Source organism: Paenisporosarcina quisquiliarum, from assembly GCF_043641925.1.
Classification (GTDB): domain Bacteria; phylum Bacillota; class Bacilli; order Bacillales_A; family Planococcaceae; genus Paenisporosarcina; species Paenisporosarcina quisquiliarum_A.
The window spans coordinates 17,316-40,730 of sequence record NZ_JBHZRU010000015.1 but is presented as its reverse complement, the minus strand read 5'-3'; the positions used below and the strand labels follow the sequence as shown (position 1 = coordinate 40,730).

Genomic DNA, 23,415 nt, shown 5'->3' with positions numbered 1-23,415 from the left:
GATGAACATGCGAGAGGAAAAATCTAATAATCCTTCTCTACCGAAAAAGAATAAAAAACAAGGTTGGCTTTGGCCGGCAATATACGTAGGGTTCTCATTGTTATTCGTTGGGATGATTTGGGGCTATAATGCGTATGTAAACACTGATGATGAAGTGGCTGGAGATTGGCCAAGAACTGAGGGTGTCGACGGATCAGATGAAACGGATCTAGCGGTAAATGCTCAAAATGAAACAGTTAAGTTTCCATTTGATGAAGATTTATTAGATCAAATGACCGTAATACAAGACTTCTATGATGTGACAGCGGACGAAGAAACACGTGAAAACTCATTACTCGTGTTTAATCAAACGTATGCTACAAACAGTGGACTATCCATTTCAATGGATGGACAACCTTTTGAGGTTTTAGCGGCACTGTCTGGAACGGTTGAAGAAGTGAATCTTGATCCGTTTACAGGTGATGAAGTTGTTCTTAAGCATGAAAATGGATTAATAACTAAATATCGTTCATTAAGTGGGATCCTTGTGAAAAAAGGCGATGTGGTAAAACAAGGTCAAGTAATGGCAACGACAATTGAAAATGATTGGAACCCAACTGCAGGAATCCATTTACAATTTGAAGTACTTGAAAATGGGGAAGCTGTAAATCCTAGAGACTATTTAGCGTTCTAATCACGGAGAAATAGGCATATGGTGTAGAAATAGTTCGTACAGGAAAGAAAGGATGCGGTCGTGCACGAACAAATTCGAAACCGCTGCCTGCGACTCGGTGAAATGGTGTTAGAAACAGGATTAACTGTTCGGGCAGTTGCAAAAAGTACCGGCTATTCCAAAAGTACGGTGCACAAAGATTTAACCGAACGACTTCGACTGGTCAATGAAAGTCTTGCAAATGAAGTAAGTGAAATTCTCGCCTACCATAAGTCAATCCGACATATAAGAGGTGGAGAAGCAACAAAACAAATGTGGAAGCAAAAAGAAGAAACCGCAACAGAAATGCCATGACGGAATATACGTCATGGCATTTTTATGTGGAAAGTATGAATGTATGATTTGTTGGAATCATTAGAATTCTATATATCTATTCATATAGGAGGAAATGATTTAAGGAGTAGAAACCTTATGCTACCGGTTTTGCAGTTCATTTAGGGTGTAAGAAATCTATTAATACTGGGAAAAAGGATGTATTTAATTGAGTATTATGATAAAATATTCAGTTAGTAGCGTAAAAAAGAGATTATACATATAAAGGGAAATTGGGAAGGAGAAACATGGTTCATGTTTGCTAAAGATATTGGGATTGACCTAGGAACGGCAAATGTACTTATCTATGTAAAAGGAAAAGGGATTGTCTTAAACGAACCCTCTGTAGTAGCGATTGATAAGAAAACGAAACGTGTATTAGCAGTAGGAAATGAAGCAAAACAAATGGTCGGTCGTACACCGGGTAATATCGTTGCAATTCGTCCGTTAAAAGACGGAGTTATTGCTGATTTTGATATTACAGAAGCAATGCTTAAATATTTTATTAATAAATTAAATGTTCGAGGTTTCCTTTCAAAGCCACGTATTTTGATTTGTTGTCCAACGAACATTACAAGTGTAGAACAAAAAGCCATTCGTGAAGCCGCTGAAAAATCTGGTGGTAAAAAAGTATACTTAGAAGAAGAGCCAAAGGTAGCAGCGATTGGTGCTGGGATGGATATTTTCCAACCTACGGGTAATATGGTTGTTGATATTGGTGGGGGAACAACGGATATTGCTGTTCTTTCAATGGGTGACATCGTAACATCTGAATCGATTAAAGTTGCTGGCGATGTTTTTGATAATGATATTTTACAATATATTAAAAAAGAATATAAACTCTTGATTGGTGAACGTACCTCTGAAGATATTAAGATAAAGGTCGGAACTGTGTTTGCAGGAAGTCGTCATGAAGAATTAGATATTCGTGGACGTGATATGATTACGGGGCTTCCACGTACAATTACCATTCGTTCAGAAGAGATTGAAAAGGCATTGAAAGAATCCATTTCAATGATCGTTCAAGCGGCAAAAAATGTGTTAGAAAAAACGCCTCCTGAATTATCAGCAGACATCATCGACCGCGGTGTTATTTTGACTGGCGGTGGAGCATTAATGCACGGAATTGATTTACTTCTTGCTGAAGAACTGAAAGTACCAATCTTCCTATCAGAACATCCTATGGACTGTGTGGCGATTGGAACCGGGATTATGTTAGACAATATCGGAAAAGCTTCAAGCCGACTATGACCAACTGCCCTTGTGTGGCATAAGAATTTATTTGTATAATTAACATAACTAACTCGAAAGTGGTGACGATTTTGTTCCGAGGATTTTATACTGTGGCGTCTGGCATGATTGCTCAACAACGCCGAACTGAACTATTAACAAACAATATGGCAAATGCCAATACGCCTGGTTATAAAGCGGACCAATCTGTCATCCGTTCGTTTCCAGATATGTTAATGTCTCGATTAGGAAATACACAAATTCCAACCGACGATCCACTTCAATTAAAAACGATGAATCGTGTGGGTGCCATTAACGCAGGAGTTTACATGCAAGAAACTCTCCCTTTATTTACCCAAGGTCAGATAAATGAAACTGAGTTAACAACAGATGTTGCACTAATCGATGGAAATGTGCCAATGAATCCCGCTACAGGGAAACCCGGAGCATTTTTATTTCGCTTAGAAAACCAAGGACAAGGTGAATCGTATACTCGAAATGGGAATTTCACATTAGATGGTCAAGGATTTTTAGTGAATCCTCAAGGGCTGTATGTTCTTTCCGATGAAGGTACACGTATTCAACTTCAAAATGATGATTTTTCGGTTGAAGCGGATGGACGTATTTTAGTAGATGACGCAGAAGTTAATAGAATTGGCATTTCATTTGCAGAAAATCCTCAAGCATTACTAAAAGAGGATAATGGATTATTTAGAACAGCAGATGAAACTAATTTACCTTCTGCTTATACAACACCAGAAGCAACCTTCTCTATGCAACAAGGATTTTTGGAAGGATCCAACGTGGATTCTGCACGCACAATGACGGATATGCTAACTGCTTATCGTGCATTTGAAGCAAACCAAAAAGTTCTTCAAGCGTATGATCGCAGTATGGAAAAAGCAGTGAACGAAATTGGACGCGTTTAAAACCTATAGAAAAGGAGGCAATTGTTTATGCTTCGAACGATGATAACTTCTACTAATACAATGTCTCAATTGCAACAGCAGTTAGATACAATCGGGAATAACTTATCCAACTCAGCAACTACTGGTTACAAAGCGCGCGATGTGAAATTCCATGAATTATTGTATCAGCAATTCAATAATGACAAATTGGATCGTGCTCCTCGTCAATCACCTACAGGTATTCGATATGGCGTAGGTGCAGTACTTGGACAAGCTGAAATGAATTGGAAGCAAGGTACACTTCAACCAACAGGCCGTGAATTAGACTTTGCTTTTTCAGAACCAAAGCAATATTTTAATATTTTAATGCCAGACGAAGCAAATGGTACAAAAACAGTCTATACAAGACAAGGTGCATTCTATATGTCACCTATGGAAAACGGCCAACTCATGCTGGTTAATGGCGAAGGTTATCCGGTAGCTGACTCAGAAGGTGCACCGATTGTATTAGATGAAAATGCATCGAAATTCACAATTTCTGATGGTGGTAATTTAACGGTTAGTTATCCAAATGGCACAACAACGCAAACGCAGTTGGCGGTATCCGTATTACAAAAACCTCAATTCATGGAAAACTTATCGGCTGCTTATCTTGGCTTGCCTACAAATTTAGATGAGCTGGGTGTTACCGAGCAAGATATCTTAACAAATTTACAAGGGGCAGATCGTGCTGAAATAGCGATGCAAAATGGAACGCTTGAAGCATCAAATGTCAACATGTCCAAAGAGTTTACAGAATTAATAAGTACGCAACGCTCTTACCAATTTAATGCTCGTGCAGTGACCATGGCAGATCAAATGCTTGGACTCATAAACGGGATTCGATAAGGAGAACTAACGAATGACGGATGAAGTAAAGGACGAACAAAAGGTTCAGCATACATCAAACGCGTCTAAGCGAAAACAGCATCAAGCTGCCAAAGCGGAGTCGGGCGAGATCAACAAAACATGGTGGGTTCAAATTCGTCTCTTTCCGATTTGGCTACGCATTCTTCTCGTATTGGCTCTGCTTTCTGGTGCTATTGCAGCCGGCTTGATGATTGGCTACGGCTATATTGGTGACGGTGAACCAAAGAACGCCCTTAAATGGGAAACATGGCAACACATTTTAGATATCATGAAAGGCAAGTGAAAATAACTTGCACATGCTGGATGAAATAAAAATCGTGGGGGAATAACAATGTTATCAGCTGAACAAATCCAAGCGATTTTACCACATCGCTATCCCTTTTTACTTGTTGATCGCATCATCGAAATCGAGGATGGGAAACGTGCTGTTGGAATAAAGAATGTATCGATTAATGAAAATTACTTTAATGGTCATTTCCCGGGATACCCAGTAATGCCTGGTGTATTAATCGTTGAAGCTCTTGCCCAAGTAGGTGGAGTAGCTTTATTAAATAAAGAAGAAAACAAAGGCAGATTAGCATTTCTAACAGGAATTGATAATTGCCGCTTTAAACGCCAAGTTGTTCCAGGTGACCAACTTCGTTTAGAAGTTGAATTTGTAAAACTTCGTGGAGCAATGGGTAAAGGACATGCCATCGCTACTGTAGATGGAGAAATCGCTTGCGAAACTGATATTTTATTCGCACTTGGACCTGTTGTCCAATCAGAAAAATAAAAATACATATAATTATGAGTTGTTTAATGCTGGCTGTCTGCGGGAATACTAACAACAGACGGTGTAGCCTTTCATCGTAGGAGGTTAACGCTTCATGTATAAAGAATTATCAGCTGGAGTAAAGAGTAGTATCACTCGTTCCATCACATCGGTTTTTGAAAATTATATGGCATCCATCGCATGGGATGAAAATCGATTCCAAATGGAAGATTTCATTCATGCATGGCGTACGTATATTAATGAGTCTGCAACATGGACAGATAAAGTATCAGATGAAGTCAAACAAAGTCCTGCATTTCACGAGGAAGTTGCTAAAAAAATGAATCAAGTCATCGACAAAATTTTGAATGAGCCACCGTCTGAACAACAAATTGCAAACATTGAAATGATGCAAGAAGAAATGAACACTCACTATGATTATGCGTGTAAAGCAGAAGCGGCATACGTAGAATCACTTTTAAAAGAAAAACAAAACGCATAATCGGATAGTTCCTTCCTTTCCCGGGCAACCTACCATGAATCACACACTGTGTGGTGAATGAACCGGAGAAAGGAGGGAATTTTTTTATGTGGAAAAAAGCATCAATCCTATTCGGAATGAGTGCACTCATGCTTGTAGGTTGTAATAACGACGACTTACCCGAAACAAATGAAACCCCAATGGAAGACATGTCAGAAGAACGAGAAATGGTCCCTGAAGATAATAATGGAACCGACGTAAATCCGGAAAATAACGATACAAATCTTGATGAAGACAAAGACATGATGCAAGATCAAAACACAGAAGAAGAGGAAATTCTTGAAGATGACTTAGATGCGCGTGATGCAGACGATAAAGATCAATAATGGATAGTAATTGAGCGATGCCACTGAATTAATTTCAGTGGCATTTTTTGAGTAATCGGAGATTAAATCATGTTTCTGTTGGTGATCAGTCGCTCAGTTAGAATTTTAGCGATCTTGGTTAGAAAATTTGGGATCTCAGTTAGAATAATGACCATCTCAGTTAGAAAAACAGCCATCTCAGTTGTAATTGTGATCGTTAAAGAAGATTTGGCATTTAGCAAAGTATGCTAAGCACAGCGTGCATTCCTATTTAAGCAGTCATGACATTAGTTGGCGAGCAAAAGAGCTGTATGGACCTGCTAGCTAGCTCTGGGCAAGTGTTTTAAGTTATGAATGACTGGCTCAGTTAAAACTGTTTGGTTCTTGGTTAGAAAATTGGAGATCTCAGTTAGAAAAAAGCATTCACGGTTGTAATTGTTCAAAGTGAATTATCTTACATAGCATCTCCAAACAAAAAACGACTGCCAGGCATAGCTGGCAGTCCATATCATGATTTTGAATGGCCCCGCTCGCTAAAGCTCCGCGGGTGTTTCTGTTGGTGAGCAGTCGCTCAGTTAGAATTTTAGCGATCTTGGTTAGAATTTTGGGGATCTCAGTTAGAATTTTCACCATCTCAGTTAGAAAAACAGCCATCTCAGTTGTAATTGTGATCGTTAAAGAAGATTTGGCATTTAGCAAAGGATGCTAAGCACAGCGTGCATTCCTATTTAAGCAGTCATGACATTAGTTGGCGAGCAAAAGAGATGTATGGACCTGCTAGCCAGCTTTGGGCAAGTGTTTTAAGTTATGAATGACTGGCTCAGTTAAAACTGTTGGGTTCTTGGTTAGAAAATTGGAGATCTCAGTTAGAAAAAAAGCATTCTCGGTTGTAATTGTTCAAAGTGAATTATCTTACATAGCATCTCCAAACAAAAAGGCCCCGCTCGCTAAAGCTCCGCGGGTATTTCTGTTGGTGGGCCAGTTGCTCAGTTAAGAATCTAGCAATCTTGGTTGTCTCAATCTCAGTTGTAATTGTTATCTATTGAAAAAAATAAAGGCATAACACCATGTCGAGTGTTATGCCTTTTGCTGGTTAGCTAAATCTTTTTTTAGTTGTGGTCGAGAGCGCATATCTGCTTCGAAGCGGGACACAAGTTCGTCTCCGGATAATCCGTCTGAAATGAGTTCACTTAGTAATTGTTCTGCATATTTGCGTCTTACGACTTTTAAAGTCCCTTTTAATAATACGGAAACATAGTCACCAATTTTTTTGATCGAATATACTACGACTTCGAAGGTAGCAGGTTCATTTTCTGGATATGAAATAACTACTTTTACATCAATTACTTCTTTTGACTCTTCAAATTGTTCAAAAAAAGTACTGTCGTTCTTATCAATATACATTTCTAAAATCCACGCTCGATGGCTGTTTTCTTGGTTAATAATAATGCCATCCACAAGTGGAATCGGAAGAATTTCATCGTTATGAACCACTGTCATAGACAACATTTTAAACGTTTTCACCAAATATCACAGCCTTTCATGTAGTGTTAAGTATGTTTATTATATCACAAGATTAAAAAACTTGAGGAATTGGGTAACTTCGTCATTTCAAAAAACCACTTAACCTTACTCTCACGTGCGAATATCCAATAAAACCTTTTTTAAGCATAGCTGAAAATGGAATTATTAGAGGCGGAAAACTAGGCAAAACAAATTTTTGCCTAGTTGCACACAATTTAAGGTTGTCGATAAGATACGAAATATAGCGAAGGAGGGAGGTGAATAAGTGAATCAAGTAGGGATGATTGGCAGAATTACGAAGGATCCAGTGTTAAGACAGTTGTCTGAAGGTCGTGTTCAAGCGAGTTTTGTTTTAGCTGTTACGAGGACTTTTAAGAACCAGAAAGGTGAAGATGCCGATTTTGTTTTGTGTACAGTTTGGGGTAAACTGGCCGAAAACACCGTTAAGTATTGTGGGAAAGGATCTTTGATTGGAGTCAGTGGGCGAATACAATCCAGATCTTATCAAAAAGAAGACGGGAGTCGAGTATTTGTTACGGAAGTTGTCGGTGAAGAAGTTCAGTTCCTAGCCACAAAACCAAAAGTAGAAAACAAACTCGATGCGACGACATCAGTACCAGAGATAGAACTTCCAAATGATTTTGTTTTCACAGAAGAAGAACAACGTGAATTACCAATAACTTAATGCATGAAAACCGCGGTAGACCGCACCGCTGGTTATTTTGAAAATCAATTGCACGATACTTCTATACAAGAAGAAAGGAATTCATCCAATATGAAAGGTTCTCCTGAACATCTCATTCGAATGGAATTACATATGACACAAATGATTCGTATCATAGCGAATTTGAATGAGCGCATCCAAGTTCTTGAAAGACAACTTCAAGAACCCTTAATCACGATTCCGAGAGAAAGATAGCATCTAAATCGAGAGAAAACCGGCCGATAGAAGCACGGCCGGTTTCAAATATAAAACTATCCCAATGTTAATAAATCACGTAAATCATTGTCATCAAGTTCTGTAATCCATTGACTTGATTGAATGAGATCTTCAGACAATGCTTGTTTATCACTTAACAATTTATCGATTTTTTCTTCAATCGTTCCAATCGTTACGAACTTATGAACATGAACAAATTTAGTTTGTCCAATACGGTAAGCGCGATCAGTCGCTTGATTTTCAACAGCTGGATTCCACCATCGATCTGCGTGTAAGACATGATTTGCAGCCGTTAAATTTAAACCAGTTCCTCCTGCTTTTAATGACAGTAGGAAGACGGGAAATTCTTTTTCTTGGAATGCTTCAACTAAGTTATCTCGTTGTTGCTTTGGCATACTTCCACTTAAGAATGGCGTTTCAATGTCATACAGCTCAGATAGACAATGTTGGAGTAAATGACCCATTCCAATATATTGTGTGAAAATGAGGCATTGCTCACCGCGTGCTGCGATTTCAGCCGCAAGCGTAACAATTCTAGCTAATTTTTCAGATCGCTCCATCATATCCTCGGCTGGCCCAAATCCCTCTTTCAAATACAAAGCTGGGTGATTGCACAATTGCTTCAGCTTGCTTAACATCTTTAAAATAAGTCCTTTTTTCTCGAATCCTGTCAGAGTTTCGAGTTTAAACAACGTTTCCTGTATTAAACTTTCATATAAAGCAGCTTGTTCTGTCGTTAATGGACAATACTCTCTTTGCTCTTGTTTGTTTGGTAAATTTAATAACAAATCTGGATCTTGTTTCGTTCGACGCATTAAAAATGGTCGTATCTTGGCACGTAACTTTCGTTTATGTTCTTCTGATTCATCTCGTTCAATTGGGGCAATAAACCCTTCTTGGAACTTACGGAAATTGCCTAAATAACCTTTATAAATGAAGTCGAAAATAGCCCAAAGCTCTGACAATCGATTTTCTACTGGTGTCCCCGTAAGTGCTAAGTGATGAGCACCTTGTAATTTGCGAATCGCACGAGATTGCTTCGTGTGCATATTTTTTATATTTTGAGCTTCATCTAAAGTCACGCTTGCCCAAGTTACTTCGCATAATGATTCAGCATCTTGTGAAGCAGTTCCGTAAGTGGTTAAAACGACATCTGGCTTAATTTGTGCTAACTCAGATGCAAAGGATTCATCCTTAGAACGAAGTTGACCATAATGTACGTGAACACGTAAATCAGGCGCAAACCGTGCCAGTTCTTTCTGCCAATTTCCTAGAACAGAAGTCGGACAAATAATAAAAGAAGGTTCCTGGACGGATTGTGTGCGGTGTATATGCAACAAATAAGCGATGAGCTGTACGGTTTTACCTAATCCCATATCATCAGCTAAACACACACCAAATCCTTGTTCACGCATAAAGACGAGCCAGTCAAATCCTTGTTGCTGGTAAGGACGTAAATCAGTTAATAAAAGAGGGGAGACCGTTGTCGTTGGTAATCCTTTTTTATCCTGCAATTGTTCTAGGTACCTTTGAAGAGATTGAGTTAATTCAAATTGAAATAACGGATCATCCTCTTCTTCTAAATCATCTGGATTTAGCGTTAGTTCCTCAGGTAATTCGCGGAATAATAACTCCTTAACAGTCCAGTTTTCAGAGTCTGTTTGATCCATTAAGGCTCTAATTTCATGCATCCACGTTGAATCAATTCTGAACCATTCATTACCGGCGCGAATAAATTCGCGATTTTCATCAACCATTTGCTTAAACTGATCTTCTGATATCTTTTGGCCATTTAAAGAGAAGTGCCAGTCGAATGTCAGGATTTCATTTAAACCTGCCGTGGTTTTAAATGAAGTTGTATTAGCATTTGACTTAACTCGAAGTTTTGACTCTTTAACAGCTTTCAACCATGAAGGTAAAATTACGTCAAAACCTAATGCTTGTAATCGAGCAGCATCATCCCTTAAAAATGCACGAACATCTAAGTCTGATAAAGTTTTCGAAAGAAACTTGTTTGAATCAGCTTCTATATTTAACAAATCAATCATTTGTTCTTGCGTTGTTTGAATGAAAGTTCCGAACTCTCTCCATTTCTCAGGTAAGGCGTCTGCTATATCTGCCTGTTTTTTTCTAAATGGCGGAGTCCAATGAACAGAGCTTTTCTTACCACGTACAACAGTCTCTAACTGCCAGTCTTCTGAAAGTGATTCAGGTTCACTCAATCGAATTGCTACTACAACATCTGATTGTTGGTTTTTCGACTTGATTGGCCAGCCACCTTGTTTAAAGAAGGGCAACAGGCTTGGAATATCCGTCATTGTTAATCCAGCACCATAAAGCTTTTGCTGAATAGCACGTGATAACACAAATTGTCCTGAATCAGATAACTCAGGATAGTCAATGATTAATCGATTCTCATCCAAAGTAATGGAATCCCACAAGTTTTCGTCATTCCATGCACTTGCTGTTTTCTCAAGTGAAGCCAATAGTTCTTGATCGTTTGGTGAATGACCATTAACTTGGACAAATGGGTGCTTTGTATCACTTGAAAACATTTCAATCATATCGAGAGCAGTAAAATGAGCCGCTTCATCATGATGTAATCCATAAAAGGAAGCTTCATGTCGAAATGTTAAAAATGGAACCCATTGCTCCACAAATAAGCGCATCCCCTCATCGTTGTATGCATGAAGAGTAAAAGTGCCTTCGTCACTCGTTTCAATCGAGATATGCAGTTGTTTTAAGAATGGTGATACACGAGAAGGATTGTTTTTCATAATGATAAGTTTCCTTTCTGTATCTCTTCTTGTAGTGCGCGTAAACGCTTATATTTTGATTGAATTTCCTGTACATAGGAATTCCAATAATCTACTTTTCCACTTTTCTTCGCAGCCGCTTTCATCTTCTTCCATATGCGCACTGCTTGTTTATAGCTATGACGATTTCTTTCACGCACTTCTTTAATAGCTAATACATGGTAAAGAGGTAATGTACTCTCAGGCGATTCTTGAATGACCGTTTTCATTCCACACGATTCTGCGTAATCCAGTGTCGAGGAGAATCGATGGTGTAAAGCAACCCAGTCATCAAAACGTTGTTGGTCAATTAAGAAGTCAGAGTATGCACGTAATCCAAATGAACCGAATTGCCAAAACAATTCTTCTCGCTGATCGTCAGGCATTTCAATTTGCTTATATAAACCATACAACTGAGAAATGATCTGTGATCGATTCCAAGGTGAAAAACTCGAATTAACAAATTCGTGTATAAAAGGACGAATTGCTGTTAACAAAATTTGCAATGAATCTGGATCGTTCAATGACTCTGCAAGTTTTGCTACATAGATCCATTCGACTAACTGTGAAGAGTTAATGTCTTCTACAAGAGTCTCGAGTGAATCCTTTTTTTGTAGAAGAACATAGAAGAGCGCTAAATACAGAGAAGAATCACTTCGATTCGTTTCGAAAAAGGCGATTTCATTTTCACGCATTTTCTTCTCAGTAAATAGATGTTCCCAAAATAAGCGCACTAACTGAAATCTTAAAGCGAAAAGTCCGTTCGTATTTTGTGCAATTTCTCGAATTTGCTTTGCTAGTGAGTCGTAAAAAGGATCAGCTGCAAATAATCGCGGTTTATTGGCAAGAGATTGCATTTCATGTTGAATGTTTTCGATCTCTGATTGAATAGTAGTTCTTAGATGGAACAATTCATTTTCTTCGATTTGGGTAAGGAGAATTCGTAAAAGTACTGTACTAGTGAATAGACGGTATAAGGGCTGCCATTCCCGTTCAAAAGGTGTGAATTTTTTAATTCGCTGTTGAATGTTTTGAATGGAATAGTCTATACGATATCTTTCTTTCCAATTAGCATCTGCAGAGACTGCGTGAAAAGTAGCTTCAACAACCGTCTTCCAACTTTCAGGTGTCCGTTCATTTGCTAATAAAGATAGTTGTTCGGTTTTCTTAAGACGCCATTGCTGTAGCCAATCGGATAAAGATGACTTTTGCTGATACAAACTAAAAATAACGGCTAACCGATGTCTGCAAAACTCATCAGCAGGACATGAACAAAATGACGCTTCTTCGGTAATTAAGAGACGAACCTGTACAGGAACGACATCTTGGACAACTCCGTCAATTCGATGATTATAAGGGTCGTAATTGGTAACTTTAATAGCCCCATTGCGAACAATAAAGGCGGCACGTCGGACAAGCTCCTCATCTTCCGAATGAGAAGGATGCAATGTATCATATATTGTCGCCATCCATCGCTCTAATTGCGATTGATAACGCACAGTTAAATTAAATAAGGATTGCGTCAAAGATAACATCTCCAAAAAAAAACTTTCCTTTCATTATACGGGTAAAATGGTGCATCCGTAAATGAATGAGGAAAGAATTAGCGTTGAAATGCAATAAATGATTTCAACATTTGAATAAAAGGCTCTTGTTTATCGGCCGGTAGTTCATTAAATACATGGAAATATTGAAAGTAAATTGGATTGGCCTTATACAGATCCAAAATATGATCAGTAGAAAATTCATCGTAATCATCTGATTTTTCCTTAGCAATAGGAAGGTTTCTGATCGTCAATTCTTCAGGATGGAGAAGTGCATTGACAAAAACATCTTTTGGAATCCCGTAAATCTTACACATTTGCACGAACATTTTAATTGAAATTTGTGCATTGTTATTCTCGTATTTTGATAATGCAGAAGGGGTAATACTTAACTCCTTAGCCGCCTCAATCTGACTCATTCCAGACATATCTCTGTACTGAACAATTAGTTGATAAATTTCCATTTCATCTCCACCTTTTAACACAAACCATACAAAAAACAATGGCTTTAAAATGCGAAAATGAAGAATTGGAAATTCTTATTTCTACAATGGAAATTCTATTTCGGAAATAAAGGATTTTTGATATGATTGAATATAACAAATATTCTAATATTTGTTATTAATGTACTAATAACATTTGCCACGGAAAGGTTGATTGTATGCCCACGCTATGAAGTGCAATTACCGGGATTAGAAAAGAGTTCAAAGAGAAATCAGTTTGGTCGTCAGGAGTTCCTCGTTTATGTGACTCCTAAAGGGAAAAGGAAGTCGACAATCGTTCAGTGTAAGGGGAATGGAAAAACAATCATACATACGATGAACTTCGATTGTTGTACCATAATGAATTTAGAAATTGATTTCACAAATAGTATTTGTTCTTTTGAAAGTAATTCAAAATTAGATGATCAAATTCCTGCATTATTAAAAAATATTTTAACCGGATTTTTAATTCAATATCATACCCAGTCAATTGCATTTTTCACATGTGGGAGACCGGGAAAATAAGTCATCCACACTTCGGTCTATTGAAGGTAGGTCAAACTGTAACCAAGCGCTTATTGAGTAGCTTGGTTACAGTTTTTTTTTATTTTGATAATGTAAAAGGTCACAGTGACCTCTAAAGGAATACTCAGAACCTATTAACTTGTTTTTATTTTGTAGTTTCTCCTCGGAAACATCTTAAAGCGGCATCCACTTAAATGGTCTTTCTTCATAACTTGTAATATGATTCATAGATTATAAGGGGTGAGGAATAAATAATTTGATAGTCTCAAATTATTTCATTTCAAACTGTAATTTTCTAGATTTATCCTGCACGTTTTAGGGTATAGTGTGATAAACTAATAGTAATCAGAATATTCTGCTAAAAAAGGAGGGGGAACAAATGTTACATGTTCAATTAATGAAACCGTTTTATACAAAGCAGGAAGGTCAAACAATGAAACTGGTATTTGCCTATCAGTATTTCTCAATTCGAAAAGATGAAGAGTTATTTCACTTCATTCCTGTAGAAGGAAAAGAAATCATTGTAAATCTTAATACGTATCAAGTGGAAAATTTGTCAGAAGTGTTTGTGTTCCAAAAAGGAAATCGCTTTATCCGCTTACCACTCTATCAATTATTGCTTGTGTCAGATATCCATATTCATTTGCAAACAATTTTGCAACATGGAAAGATGGAGGATTCAGAAATTATGTCCGACGTGTTAGAAGAAGCGGGAGAAGCAATTCATTCTTTAGAAGAGGGATACCGTGATCGAATGATAGATTACGCTCTAGCAAATAGAGATGAAGGCTTGTTTCAAAAACTAATTCAATAACCGTGGAGGCCATGACATTGAAATTTCATACTGAGTAGAAACACCTATCGAATGTTAAAAAACGATAGGTGTTTTTGTGTTGTTATTTGTAGAATTTTTACAACTAACGTGCTATTTGGCATGCATTCAAAATAAGGTAATGAGTGCCTTATAAAAAGTTCTCAGAAAATTTACACTAGTAGATGGAGTTTATTTTAATAGGGAATATTTCATTCTAGTCAATCATAACAATAAGTTTACACAACATTTATATTCCCATAGTAAACGTCTGATAGAATCAGATCGTGTAAAAACTAATCGTCGAGGAGTGGAAGTAGATGAAAAAAAGCAATTGGACAAGCGTTTTTAGTAAAATCGTTTTCTCATTTTTACTTGTCATGTCAACAATCGCACCATTTATTACTTCAACAAATGTACAAGCAGCCGAGCCGATAACGGTGGCAGAGGCTATAGCCAATAATTCGGGAGCGGCTACGGTTAAAGGTTTTATTGTAGGAACCGCAAATAGCGGGACAAGCTATGATCAAGAAGCACCGTTTACATCCGCTACTAATTTAGGATTAGCAGACGACCCAAATGAAACGGATGCGTCTAAGATTCTTCCTGTTCAATTACCTTCAGGGTCAGTTCGTACAGGAATCAATTTAGTAGATAACCCTCAAAACTTCAAAGCCGAAGTGACGATTTCAGGAACGCTTGGTGCATACTTTACGGTTCCTGGTTTAAGAAGTGCAAATGCATTTACAATTATTTCGGAAGGTGAGACACCACCACCTCCACCTGAAGCTGAGGTGTTAGAAAACATCGCTGCTGCTCGTGCAGTAACAGACACTGACAAACTTATCAGTGTTACTGGAACAGTTACAACAGGAATGGGATTCTGGGGTGGTAAAGCATTCTATATACAAGACGGAACGGCTGGCATTTACGTTTATACAACAGCAGCTGACGTCAATCCAGGAGACATTGTTGAACTTGAAGGAAAAGTAAGTCCTTACAGTGGCGAACTTCAAATTCAACCATCGAAAATCACAAAACTTTCATCAGGAAACACTTTACCAGCTGCACAAGAAATAACGCCAGCTGGTGTCAATGAAGAGACGCAAGGTGAACGTATTCAATTGAACAATGTTGTCATTACTAACTTAGAAAAAGTAAACGATTACGGAACGTTCGAGTTTACTGCAACTCATGAAAACGGTGAATCGGTTGTTATTCGAAACGATAACCGTAATGGATTAGACTATGCTACATTTGCTCAACGTTATAAGGAAGGCGAACTTGTTAATATCTCAGGTATAGCCTCTATATACAATACAACCTATCAAGTAAAAACTTTAGGTCTTGAGAGCTTTGACTTGGTGAATAAACCCGCTGTTTACACGGATATTTATCCAGGGACAGTTTCTGAAGGAACTGAAATTGCTTTAATTACTCCGATTGAAGGAGCCAAAATTCACTACACAGTTGATGGGTCAACTCCAACAACAGCAAGTCCTGAATATACAGGCAAGATTGTATTAACTAAAGACACAACAATTAAAGCCATTGCTGTAAGTGATACAACGTCTGACGTGTTCTCATTCACTTACAATGTGTTGAAAGTAAATGATCTTCAAATCCGCGATATTCAAGGAAGCGGTCATTACTCGGATTACACGGATGCAACTGTAAATGAAATCACAGGTGTTGTTACTCATTTATACAACTCAGCAAACTTTGTGATTCAAGACATCACTCCAGATGACGACAACACAACATCGGAAGCGATTATGGTAAATAAGACAGCGAATGGCATGGAAGTAGGCGATGTTGTAACAGTCGCTGGTACTGTTGAAGAATGGTATTACGAAGGCTATTCAGATATGAAAGATAATGATTTGCCTATTACACGAATTCGAGCAACAACTACTGTTGCTAATGGAACTCACGAACTACCAGCACCATTAATAATCAATAAAGACATTTTCCCACCAACTGAAATCATCGATAACGATGGTTTAACTTTATTTGATCCAGCAGAAGATGGAATCGATTTTTATGAATCAGTGGAGTTAATGCGTGTTGCAGTATCAAATGCAAAAGTAGTGGGACCTCAAAAATATGGTGAAGTAATTGTTGTTTCAGGTGACTCGAATACAACGTTCAACGACTTTGGCGGTATTAATTTATCGGCAAATGATTACAACCCAGAACGAATTGTTGTTGATTTTGATAATGAAAGCTATATTGCTAAAGCAGGAGACTTCTATACGGGAGAAATCGTTGGCGTATTCGGGTTTGGTTTTGGTAACTATAAGCTTTGGGCAGAAGAATCAGATCTTCCGGAACTTAATGTTTCAGAACGTCCAGATGTCGTGACCGATATTGAATTTAAAGAAGATGAATTAACGGTAGCTGCTTATAATGTGGAGAATTTCTCTACAAATACAAACAATACACCAGATGAAAAAGTGGAAAAAATCGCAAAATCGTTCGTAGAAAACATGAAATCACCAGACATTATCACGTTAGTAGAAGTTCAAGATAATGACGGACCAACTGCTTCAGGAAGCTCAGATGCTTCTGCTAGCTATGAACGTCTAATCGCAGCAATCACTGCAGCAGGTGGACCAGCTTATGAATGGACTGACATAGCACCAGAATATGATCAAGATGGCGGACAGCCGGGCGGTAACATTCGTGTAGGCTATTTGTACAATCCAGAGCGTGTTTCACTATCTGAAGGAACAAAAGGTGGCTCAACTGAAGCGGTTGCTTGGGAAAATGGGGAGTTAACATTAAACCCTGGCCGCATTCTTGATTTACCTCAACAAAATACACGTAAGCCATTAGCTGCACAATTTGAATTCCAAGGTGAAAAAGTAGTGGTTATAGGGACTCACTTAAACTCAAAAGGTGGGGACCAGCCTTTATTCGGCAAAAACCAACCACCATATCTTGGTTCAGAAGCTGAACGTATTGAACTAGCAACGATGATTAATGACTTTATTAAAAAAGGGCAAGCACAAAATCCAGACTTAAAAGTAATTGTTGCTGGGGATATGAATGATTTCGAATTCACACCAGCTCTTGCAGCACTTAAAGGTGGCATTTTAACAAACATGGTAGAAAAAGTACCAGCAGGAGAGCGTTTCTCTTACTATTACCAAGGGAACTCACAAGTTCTTGACCATGTGTTAGTAACGAATAACTTAGCTGATCAAACAGTGATTGATATGATTCACATCAATGCACTTTATATGGAAGAGCATGGTCGCGCGTCTGACCATGACCCGATTTTAATTCGTACTTCATTAAAAAAACCAGCAGACGGTGTGGTTGAAGAAGGGGAATGGGAAGAGGAAATCACAAACGGAGAAGTTCGTATCACGATTCCTGAAAACGAGTTATTTGAAGAAACATCAATTGCTGTTTCTGAAGACAAATTAACTTCATTAATGGAATCCGGCAAAGATGTTGTCCTTGACTATGGACAATTAGAAGTGAACCTAGATCCAAATCACGTAGCAAAATTAGTACAAGAAGCAGACGGTGCCGTCACATTTACGTACGACCAAACGGCCGACGCTGAATATGTAGAAAGTAGTAAAGGCAAGCATTCTGAAACCGTATTGGTGGATCCATTTGCATTTGAAATGACAGATGCGAGTGGTGATGAAATTGAACTAACTGGACATTTATCGTTCGTATGGAATTTCAGCGAACCAATCGATCACCGACATATGAAAACGTTTGAGCTTGATGAAAAAGGAAAGTGGAAAAACGCTCCTGTTACATCAAAAGGTTCGAAGTGGACATTTAAAGTGAAAAATACGGATGCTATTACAATCGTAAAAACAAAATAAGCATGAAAATAAGCCCTTCTCCGGTTCATTTAACGGGGAAGGGCTTTCATGTTGGCTTTTCCATTTATTTATCACTCCTATATAGAAGAAATTATATATAACAACAGCACGGAAACACTTGAACCTACAATGCCAAAGACAATATCTTCTTTATTAACTGATAAGAACTTTTCAATGTTCATGATGTCACTTCCTTTCCTTAATTTGTTCCGATTGAACGGTCCTTTTATATCTATTTGTACGAATTAAAATACTGAATGTTACAAGAAGAATGCCCATATTAATAAAAAAATAAACTTGTTTTTTTAATATAATTTTAAAATTACTATATTGACTATAGGCAAAATTCAATTTTCCGCCCTATTTGATGGTCGAAATACTAATTTGGGTCGTATGGAGTGGCAAAATACAACTTTAAGGTAATATATTCCATTTTAAGATTCTTCCTTATATAATAAAGATGAGCTATAAACCTCTTCATTAGGGTAGAAGATTTATAGAGATTGCTAATTCCATACATAGATCTTGCAAATTTCGATAGATCTCATTCCTATTTCCCCATTCGCAAGACATGGCCAATTGAATGGGAGAAAGCCATCTGCCTAGCCTAGGGGGGTTAGGTCTCACTTCTCCTAATAAAGTAAAAAAACGTCAAAATCCCTTAAAATTATGCATCGTATGACATATGTACTGAGTATTTCTCATCAGATTTGCTAAAATACGACCCTTTGTAGGTTACAAGCGTTGTCGTTATTTGGTAAAGTAGAGAAAGATTAAAAGCATATGGTAGGTATGAGAAGGGATTTCGATGACATGATTTTTGATTTTCGATTTTGGAGATATTTTTCTAGACAGCAAGAGTTAATCGATAATCTTGCAAATGCACAAATGAGAGACTTTAAGACACGCGTTTGGATGGTAGGTTTACTGGGTCTTCTATTATTCGCTGTACGTGAATTTTGGGGAATGAATACAGAAAATCTTACATCAACTTTCGTGGTGGCTGGAAGTGACGCATTTACTTTGGCTCGCATTTTATCTTTAGTGGGTATATTGATATGGGCTTTCATTTATATGGCATTTCACTTTTTCGGGATTGCATTTTTATTAAACAAACTTACGCACATTGAGTTATCTAAACTCGCTGTTTTGCAATTATATGTACTTGGCATTCTATTAATAGAAAAAGCTTTAATGTTTATCATCTTTGTCCTTTTAGGTTTCACCACGCCAGTGTCCCTATTTTCTTTTGGACCTCTAGCAGGGACCTTTTTAGAACAACCATTCTTCATCTTTTTCTTTAATCAGTTAACTATTTTTACAGCACTCATTATTGCACTTCAAGTTCGTTTCATTCGAGCATTTTCAGATTACAAATCTTCACACATCTTCTTGTTAGTGCTAGTTATGCATGTTTTGATGGCACTTATTACAGCGGCAGTTGGCTTCATTCCATTTGAAGAATGGTATGTCCGTTTTATTGAAGGAGGTGCTGACGTTGAATAAATGGGTAACGATTGGTCTCTCAATCGCAATTGCAGCATTTTTAGGTGCGAACGCAATTTTATTATTTAGTGAGAAAAGCATCATTCCAAAAACACTATATGTTCATGATTATGAAAGAGTAGCAACAGGCACATTCGAAGAGCAATTACCGAAGGAATCTTTAGTAGCTCCTGAACTAATAACAACTGTGTATGTCAAAGATGAAAACACAGTTGATGGTTGGCTTGTAAAAGAAGGCGATGTAGTCCAAACGGGGACTGAACTAGCCCAGCTAAATACGGCTTCTGCAGATGAGCAACGCGCGATTTGGGAAGCAGAGCGTGAAGCATTAGAACGTCAACTAACGGATATTAATAGTACGATCAGTTCACTTGAGTCAGACCGCTCACAAGCGCAATCTGACAATTCCTCAGATGCCAATCAAACCGATAGCATTATTGGAGGTACGGAAGAGCAGCCTATCGAAGTGGACATTAACGTGGATGTAGAAGTTGATGTACAACAAGACGGTGCCTTTGCCCAAGCCATTTCTCAAGCGGAGCAAGAACTAGCTGAAGTAAATCGACAATTGGTTGTGGTGGATGCGCAGCTTGCACAAGAAGGCGCAACAGCCATTATTAGTCCAGTCGAAGGCGTCGTATCAGAAATTCGAGATGAGAACGGACAATTAGCTGTCGATCTTTATAGCTCGCAGAAAGTCATCGTGACGTATGCGACCGACGAACAATGGCAAGACATTCAAGCAAATGATCGCGTAAGAATTCAAGCGGACGGATTAGAAACATCAGTTGAAGGCGTTGTACTTTCTGTTTCTCAAGTACCGGCGACAGATTCTGAATGGTTGAAAGCGTATCAAGCATTAGATCCAAAAGAACAAGCAAATCCGTTAGCTTATTATGAAGTACGTGTTCAGCCAAACGAGCCAATTGAAACATTGCCTTTCGGAAACAATACAAACTCACTTATATTGGTGCATGAAGCGAAAGATGCGGTGTCAGTCAATTCGGCTTGGTTATACGATCGATTTGAACAGGATGCAATAGCTCATATTGTCTCTGCAAATGGCTTTGCTGTTAAAACACCTGTTAAAATTGCATTTGATTGGAAAACAAGATCGATTTTAAGTGAGGGAATAGCAGCCGGATCGGTTATCGTATATGAACCATCGATTAGCGACTACCGATATGCTCCAGCCATTTTCTTCCCTATGCCAATGGATCTTCCTACAATGGATTCCGTTAAAGATGCAGGTTGGAAATTCTATATGAAACACTTAATCTTTTAAATCGGTGCCAGGTACACAAACATTCACGTTTGTTTAAACAAACGCAATTGTTTGTGTACCTGGCACTTTTGCATCTGAAACAGGTGAATCCTTGAATTTACCGCACGAATTCGAGAATATATAAGTTGAATCTTCATTTGCACCCAAAAATCCTCTAATAACACACTCAAAATATAGAATGTCATTCCCTCAAGAATCCTCGCATTTGGTATGATAGAAAAAAAGATTTATAAAGGAGCATCTTACGATATGCAGACGTTCAATCAGTACTTTTTAATGAATAACCAAGATGTCATGAATTATGTGAAGAAGCATGTGGATTCTTTTAAAGATGTGAATGCAGACGCGATAAGCTGTGAAGAAATCGGGGATGGAAATCTAAATTATGTGTACCGAGTTGTGAATAAAAACTCGAATGAATCCGTCATCGTAAAACAAGCGGGTACAACTGCGCGCATTTCAGACGAGTTTGTCTTATCTACAAGTCGCAATAAGATTGAAACGGAAGCGTTGCAGTTACAGCATGAGCTAGCACCAGGGTTAGTGCCAAAGATATTCATTTTAGACGAAACGATGAGCTGTTGTGTGATGGAGGATTTGTCCCACTTAACGATAATGCGGACGGCACTCAATCGCTTTGAAACGTTCCCGAAATTTGCAGAACATATCACAGATTTTTTAGCGAATACGCTTGTTAGAACATCGGACGTCGTGATGAATCATAAAGACAAAAAAGCACTTGTTCAAGCTTATAGCAATCCGGAGCTTTGTGAGATTTCAGAGGACCTTGTCTTTACAGAACCTTTCCATAACCAGTTTAATCGCAATGAAATTACCCCTGGGAATGAAGCGTTTGTTCAAACCCTTTTATATGATGATGCAGATTTACATGTACATGTAGCTAAATTGAAATTCAAATTCATGAATCATGCTCAAGCTTTGATTCATGGAGATTTGCATACGGGATCTGTTTTTATTGACCAAAATGATACGAAAGTCATTGACCCTGAATTCGCCTTTTTCGGACCGATGGGGTACGATATCGGCAATGTGATGGCGAATCTGATTTTTGCATGGGCTCGTAGTCATGCTTACGAAAACCAAGAGTTCACCAATTGGACTGAACATACGCTAGTTGATGTCATTGAATTGTTTTCGAATAAATTCTGTACAACATGGGATACCTATGCAACGGAGTTAACGGCAAAAAACAAGGATTTTAAACTCGACTATTTGAATGAAGTCCTTCAAGACACTGCTGGTATGGCGGGACTAGAACTCGCACGACGCATTGTCGGATTAGCGAAAGTAAAAGATATTACGAGTATCGAGCCCCTTGAAAAACGCTTACAGGCAGAACGAATTTGCTTGCGCGTGGCGACTGAATTAATTATGAATCAAGCACAGTTCGATACAGGAGAAGCTTATATTGTGGCACTCCAAAATGCACTGCAGGAGGAAATGAAATGAATGAACCACTAAATCCAATCGAATGGAAAAACGATGCACTCGTTTTACTCGATCAAACGAAATTACCGAATGAGATCGTCTATGAAGAATTTACGACCGTAGACAGTGTATGGGACGCCATTGTCACGATGAAAGTGCGAGGAGCACCCGCTATTGGTGTGGCTGCAGCATACGGTGTGTACCTTGGCGTTAGCGATGTCACGAGTAATATAGAAGAAGAAGTTCAAAAACACGCAGATTATTTAGCAACATCACGTCCAACAGCAGTTAACTTATTCTGGGCACTGGATCGTATGAAAGCGGTCAAGAGCGACAGTCTTAAAGAGGCTTTATTGGAAGAAGCAAAAGCGATCCATAAAGAAGACGAAGAAATCAATCGAGCCATTGGAGAAAACTTATTAACCCTTCTAAATGATGGGATGGGCATTTTAACGCATTGTAATGCGGGTTCGTTAGCAACGTCTAAATACGGAACAGCAACTGCTCCGATGTATTTGGCGAAAGAAAAAGGATGGGACTTTAAAGTGTTTGCGGATGAAACTCGCCCGCGCTTGCAAGGGTCGACGTTAACCGCTTTAGAGTTAAGCAGAGCAGGCATTGATGTGACGGTTATTACCGATTCGATGGCTGGCATGGTGATGTCGCAAGGCAAAATTCAAGCAGTAATCGTCGGGTGCGACCGAGTGGCAGCAAACGGCGATACGGCAAACAAAATTGGTACCCTCGGAGTGTCGATCTTAGCGAAGCACTATGGCATTCCATTCTATATTGCAGCTCCAACGCCTACCATCGATTTACAAACGCCAACAGGTGCTGAAATACCGATTGAAGAACGGGATAAATCAGAAGTCATTGAAGGATTCGGTAAGTTAACCGCTCCGGCACATATCAATGTGTATAATCCAGCATTTGACGTAACACCTGCTGAACATATCACAGCAATCGTGACTGAAAAGGGGATCGTCCGTGCACCATTTAAAGAAAATTTAGCGAAACTTTTGGGGTGATTCA

General features: G+C 38.4%; 22 protein-coding genes. 18 read left to right on the top strand and 4 right to left on the bottom strand.

Translation table 11 applies throughout. The features are described 5' to 3' along the window. Window positions 1-7: 7 nt before the first annotated feature. The 10 genes from ACHUE4_RS11845 to ACHUE4_RS11800 all read left to right on the top strand — a co-directional run bounded on the left by ACHUE4_RS11845 (window position 8) and on the right by ACHUE4_RS11800 (window position 5,923). On the top strand, window positions 8-673 hold the full coding sequence (locus ACHUE4_RS11845; RefSeq protein ID WP_394190273.1) for a peptidoglycan DD-metalloendopeptidase family protein: 666 nt from the start codon (window positions 8-10) through the stop codon (window positions 671-673). A 60-nt stretch (window positions 674-733) separates the two neighbouring features. After that, on the top strand, window positions 734-1,006 hold the full coding sequence (locus ACHUE4_RS11840) for a sporulation transcriptional regulator SpoIIID (RefSeq protein ID WP_394190271.1): 273 nt from the start codon (window positions 734-736) through the stop codon (window positions 1,004-1,006). Between the two features lie 273 nt (window positions 1,007-1,279). Then, window positions 1,280-2,275 carry a rod shape-determining protein gene (gene mreB, locus ACHUE4_RS11835; protein ID WP_394190269.1) on the top strand — a complete coding sequence of 332 codons (996 nt, stop codon included), beginning with the start codon at window positions 1,280-1,282 and terminating at the stop codon, window positions 2,273-2,275. A 71-nt stretch (window positions 2,276-2,346) separates the two neighbouring features. Further along, on the top strand, window positions 2,347-3,183 hold the full coding sequence (locus ACHUE4_RS11830) for a flagellar hook-basal body protein (RefSeq protein WP_394190267.1): 837 nt from the start codon (window positions 2,347-2,349) through the stop codon (window positions 3,181-3,183). Between the two features lie 27 nt (window positions 3,184-3,210). Continuing rightward, entirely contained in the window at window positions 3,211-4,050 is an 840-nt protein-coding gene (locus tag ACHUE4_RS11825; protein WP_394190265.1) for a flagellar hook-basal body protein, read from the top strand. A 13-nt stretch (window positions 4,051-4,063) separates the two neighbouring features. Further along, window positions 4,064-4,354: a DNA-directed RNA polymerase subunit beta gene (locus tag ACHUE4_RS11820; protein WP_394190263.1), complete on the top strand. Its 291-nt coding sequence runs from the start codon at window positions 4,064-4,066 to the stop codon at window positions 4,352-4,354. Between the two features lie 48 nt (window positions 4,355-4,402). After that, window positions 4,403-4,846 (top strand): 3-hydroxyacyl-ACP dehydratase FabZ, encoded by a 444-nt coding sequence (fabZ, locus tag ACHUE4_RS11815; RefSeq protein ID WP_394190261.1) that lies wholly within the window; start codon window positions 4,403-4,405, stop codon window positions 4,844-4,846. 94 nt (window positions 4,847-4,940) lie between these two features. Continuing rightward, entirely contained in the window at window positions 4,941-5,327 is a 387-nt protein-coding gene (locus ACHUE4_RS11810) for a hypothetical protein (RefSeq protein WP_394190259.1), read from the top strand. Between the two features lie 86 nt (window positions 5,328-5,413). After that, on the top strand, window positions 5,414-5,692 hold the full coding sequence (locus ACHUE4_RS11805) for a hypothetical protein (protein WP_394190257.1): 279 nt from the start codon (window positions 5,414-5,416) through the stop codon (window positions 5,690-5,692). A gap of 69 nt (window positions 5,693-5,761) precedes the next feature. Then, complete coding sequence (locus tag ACHUE4_RS11800; protein WP_394190255.1) at window positions 5,762-5,923, top strand: hypothetical protein; 162 nt, start codon at window positions 5,762-5,764, stop codon at window positions 5,921-5,923. Between the two features lie 825 nt (window positions 5,924-6,748). On the opposite strand, the gene ACHUE4_RS11795 is transcribed toward ACHUE4_RS11800, so the two are convergent. Continuing rightward, complete coding sequence (locus tag ACHUE4_RS11795) at window positions 6,749-7,195, bottom strand: YwpF family protein (protein ID WP_394190253.1); 447 nt, start codon at window positions 7,193-7,195, stop codon at window positions 6,749-6,751. A 265-nt stretch (window positions 7,196-7,460) separates the two neighbouring features. Between ACHUE4_RS11795 and ACHUE4_RS11790 the strand changes: the two genes are divergently transcribed. Continuing rightward, entirely contained in the window at window positions 7,461-7,880 is a 420-nt protein-coding gene (locus ACHUE4_RS11790) for a single-stranded DNA-binding protein (protein WP_394190251.1), read from the top strand. 3 nt (window positions 7,881-7,883) lie between these two features. Continuing rightward, on the top strand, window positions 7,884-8,114 hold the full coding sequence (locus ACHUE4_RS11785) for a hypothetical protein (protein WP_394190249.1): 231 nt from the start codon (window positions 7,884-7,886) through the stop codon (window positions 8,112-8,114). A 56-nt stretch (window positions 8,115-8,170) separates the two neighbouring features. Here the strand turns inward: ACHUE4_RS11785 and ACHUE4_RS11780 are convergent, their stop codons facing one another. From ACHUE4_RS11780 to ACHUE4_RS11770, 3 genes are all read right to left on the bottom strand, one after another. Next, entirely contained in the window at window positions 8,171-10,912 is a 2,742-nt protein-coding gene (locus tag ACHUE4_RS11780; protein WP_394190247.1) for a DEAD/DEAH box helicase, read from the bottom strand. Continuing rightward, window positions 10,909-12,465, bottom strand: a complete 1,557-nt coding sequence (locus ACHUE4_RS11775; protein WP_394190363.1) for a hypothetical protein — start codon at window positions 12,463-12,465, stop codon at window positions 10,909-10,911. Before ACHUE4_RS11775 ends, ACHUE4_RS11780 begins: the two co-directional genes overlap by 4 nt. Before the next feature lie 68 nt (window positions 12,466-12,533). Further along, window positions 12,534-12,938, bottom strand: a complete 405-nt coding sequence (locus ACHUE4_RS11770; RefSeq protein WP_394190245.1) for a helix-turn-helix domain-containing protein — start codon at window positions 12,936-12,938, stop codon at window positions 12,534-12,536. Window positions 12,939-13,860: 922 nt separating this feature from the next. Here ACHUE4_RS11770 and ACHUE4_RS11765 point away from each other — a divergent pair. The 6 genes from ACHUE4_RS11765 to mtnA all read left to right on the top strand — a co-directional run bounded on the left by ACHUE4_RS11765 (window position 13,861) and on the right by mtnA (window position 23,411). Then, on the top strand, window positions 13,861-14,295 hold the full coding sequence (locus ACHUE4_RS11765; RefSeq protein ID WP_394190243.1) for a transcriptional regulator: 435 nt from the start codon (window positions 13,861-13,863) through the stop codon (window positions 14,293-14,295). A gap of 317 nt (window positions 14,296-14,612) precedes the next feature. Beyond that, window positions 14,613-18,143: a DUF6359 domain-containing protein gene (locus ACHUE4_RS11760; RefSeq protein WP_394190241.1), complete on the top strand. Its 3,531-nt coding sequence runs from the start codon at window positions 14,613-14,615 to the stop codon at window positions 18,141-18,143. A gap of 813 nt (window positions 18,144-18,956) precedes the next feature. Then, window positions 18,957-19,649 (top strand): hypothetical protein, encoded by a 693-nt coding sequence (locus tag ACHUE4_RS11755; RefSeq protein ID WP_394190240.1) that lies wholly within the window; start codon window positions 18,957-18,959, stop codon window positions 19,647-19,649. After that, entirely contained in the window at window positions 19,642-20,934 is a 1,293-nt protein-coding gene (locus tag ACHUE4_RS11750) for an efflux RND transporter periplasmic adaptor subunit (protein WP_394190239.1), read from the top strand. The genes ACHUE4_RS11755 and ACHUE4_RS11750 overlap by 8 nt, the downstream gene beginning before the upstream one ends. A gap of 249 nt (window positions 20,935-21,183) precedes the next feature. Then, window positions 21,184-22,404 (top strand): S-methyl-5-thioribose kinase, encoded by a 1,221-nt coding sequence (gene mtnK, locus ACHUE4_RS11745; RefSeq protein WP_394190238.1) that lies wholly within the window; start codon window positions 21,184-21,186, stop codon window positions 22,402-22,404. After that, complete coding sequence (gene mtnA / locus ACHUE4_RS11740; protein ID WP_394190236.1) at window positions 22,401-23,411, top strand: S-methyl-5-thioribose-1-phosphate isomerase; 1,011 nt, start codon at window positions 22,401-22,403, stop codon at window positions 23,409-23,411. The genes mtnK and mtnA overlap by 4 nt, the downstream gene beginning before the upstream one ends. Window positions 23,412-23,415: the final 4 nt, after the last annotated feature.

Excerpts from the sequence above, each read along its gene's own strand:
- mreB (WP_394190269.1), top strand. The coding sequence starts at position 1,280 with ATGTTTGCTAAAGATATTGGGATTGACCTAGGAACGGCAAATGTACTT.
- mtnK (WP_394190238.1), top strand. The coding sequence starts at position 21,184 with ATGCAGACGTTCAATCAGTACTTTTTAATGAATAACCAAGATGTCATG.
- fabZ (WP_394190261.1), top strand. The coding sequence starts at position 4,403 with ATGTTATCAGCTGAACAAATCCAAGCGATTTTACCACATCGCTATCCC.
- ACHUE4_RS11770 (WP_394190245.1), bottom strand. The coding sequence starts at position 12,938 with ATGGAAATTTATCAACTAATTGTTCAGTACAGAGATATGTCTGGAATG.
- mtnA (WP_394190236.1), top strand. The coding sequence starts at position 22,401 with ATGAATGAACCACTAAATCCAATCGAATGGAAAAACGATGCACTCGTT.
- ACHUE4_RS11755 (WP_394190240.1), top strand. The coding sequence starts at position 18,957 with ATGATTTTTGATTTTCGATTTTGGAGATATTTTTCTAGACAGCAAGAG.
- ACHUE4_RS11775 (WP_394190363.1), bottom strand. The coding sequence starts at position 12,465 with ATGTTATCTTTGACGCAATCCTTATTTAATTTAACTGTGCGTTATCAA.
- ACHUE4_RS11845 (WP_394190273.1), top strand. The coding sequence starts at position 8 with ATGCGAGAGGAAAAATCTAATAATCCTTCTCTACCGAAAAAGAATAAA.
- ACHUE4_RS11810 (WP_394190259.1), top strand. The coding sequence starts at position 4,941 with ATGTATAAAGAATTATCAGCTGGAGTAAAGAGTAGTATCACTCGTTCC.
- ACHUE4_RS11825 (WP_394190265.1), top strand. The coding sequence starts at position 3,211 with ATGCTTCGAACGATGATAACTTCTACTAATACAATGTCTCAATTGCAA.
- ACHUE4_RS11785 (WP_394190249.1), top strand. The coding sequence starts at position 7,884 with ATGAAAACCGCGGTAGACCGCACCGCTGGTTATTTTGAAAATCAATTG.
- ACHUE4_RS11780 (WP_394190247.1), bottom strand. The coding sequence starts at position 10,912 with ATGAAAAACAATCCTTCTCGTGTATCACCATTCTTAAAACAACTGCAT.
- ACHUE4_RS11805 (WP_394190257.1), top strand. The coding sequence starts at position 5,414 with ATGTGGAAAAAAGCATCAATCCTATTCGGAATGAGTGCACTCATGCTT.
- ACHUE4_RS11820 (WP_394190263.1), top strand. The coding sequence starts at position 4,064 with ATGACGGATGAAGTAAAGGACGAACAAAAGGTTCAGCATACATCAAAC.
- ACHUE4_RS11765 (WP_394190243.1), top strand. The coding sequence starts at position 13,861 with ATGTTACATGTTCAATTAATGAAACCGTTTTATACAAAGCAGGAAGGT.
- ACHUE4_RS11760 (WP_394190241.1), top strand. The coding sequence starts at position 14,613 with ATGAAAAAAAGCAATTGGACAAGCGTTTTTAGTAAAATCGTTTTCTCA.
- ACHUE4_RS11800 (WP_394190255.1), top strand. The coding sequence starts at position 5,762 with ATGTTTCTGTTGGTGATCAGTCGCTCAGTTAGAATTTTAGCGATCTTG.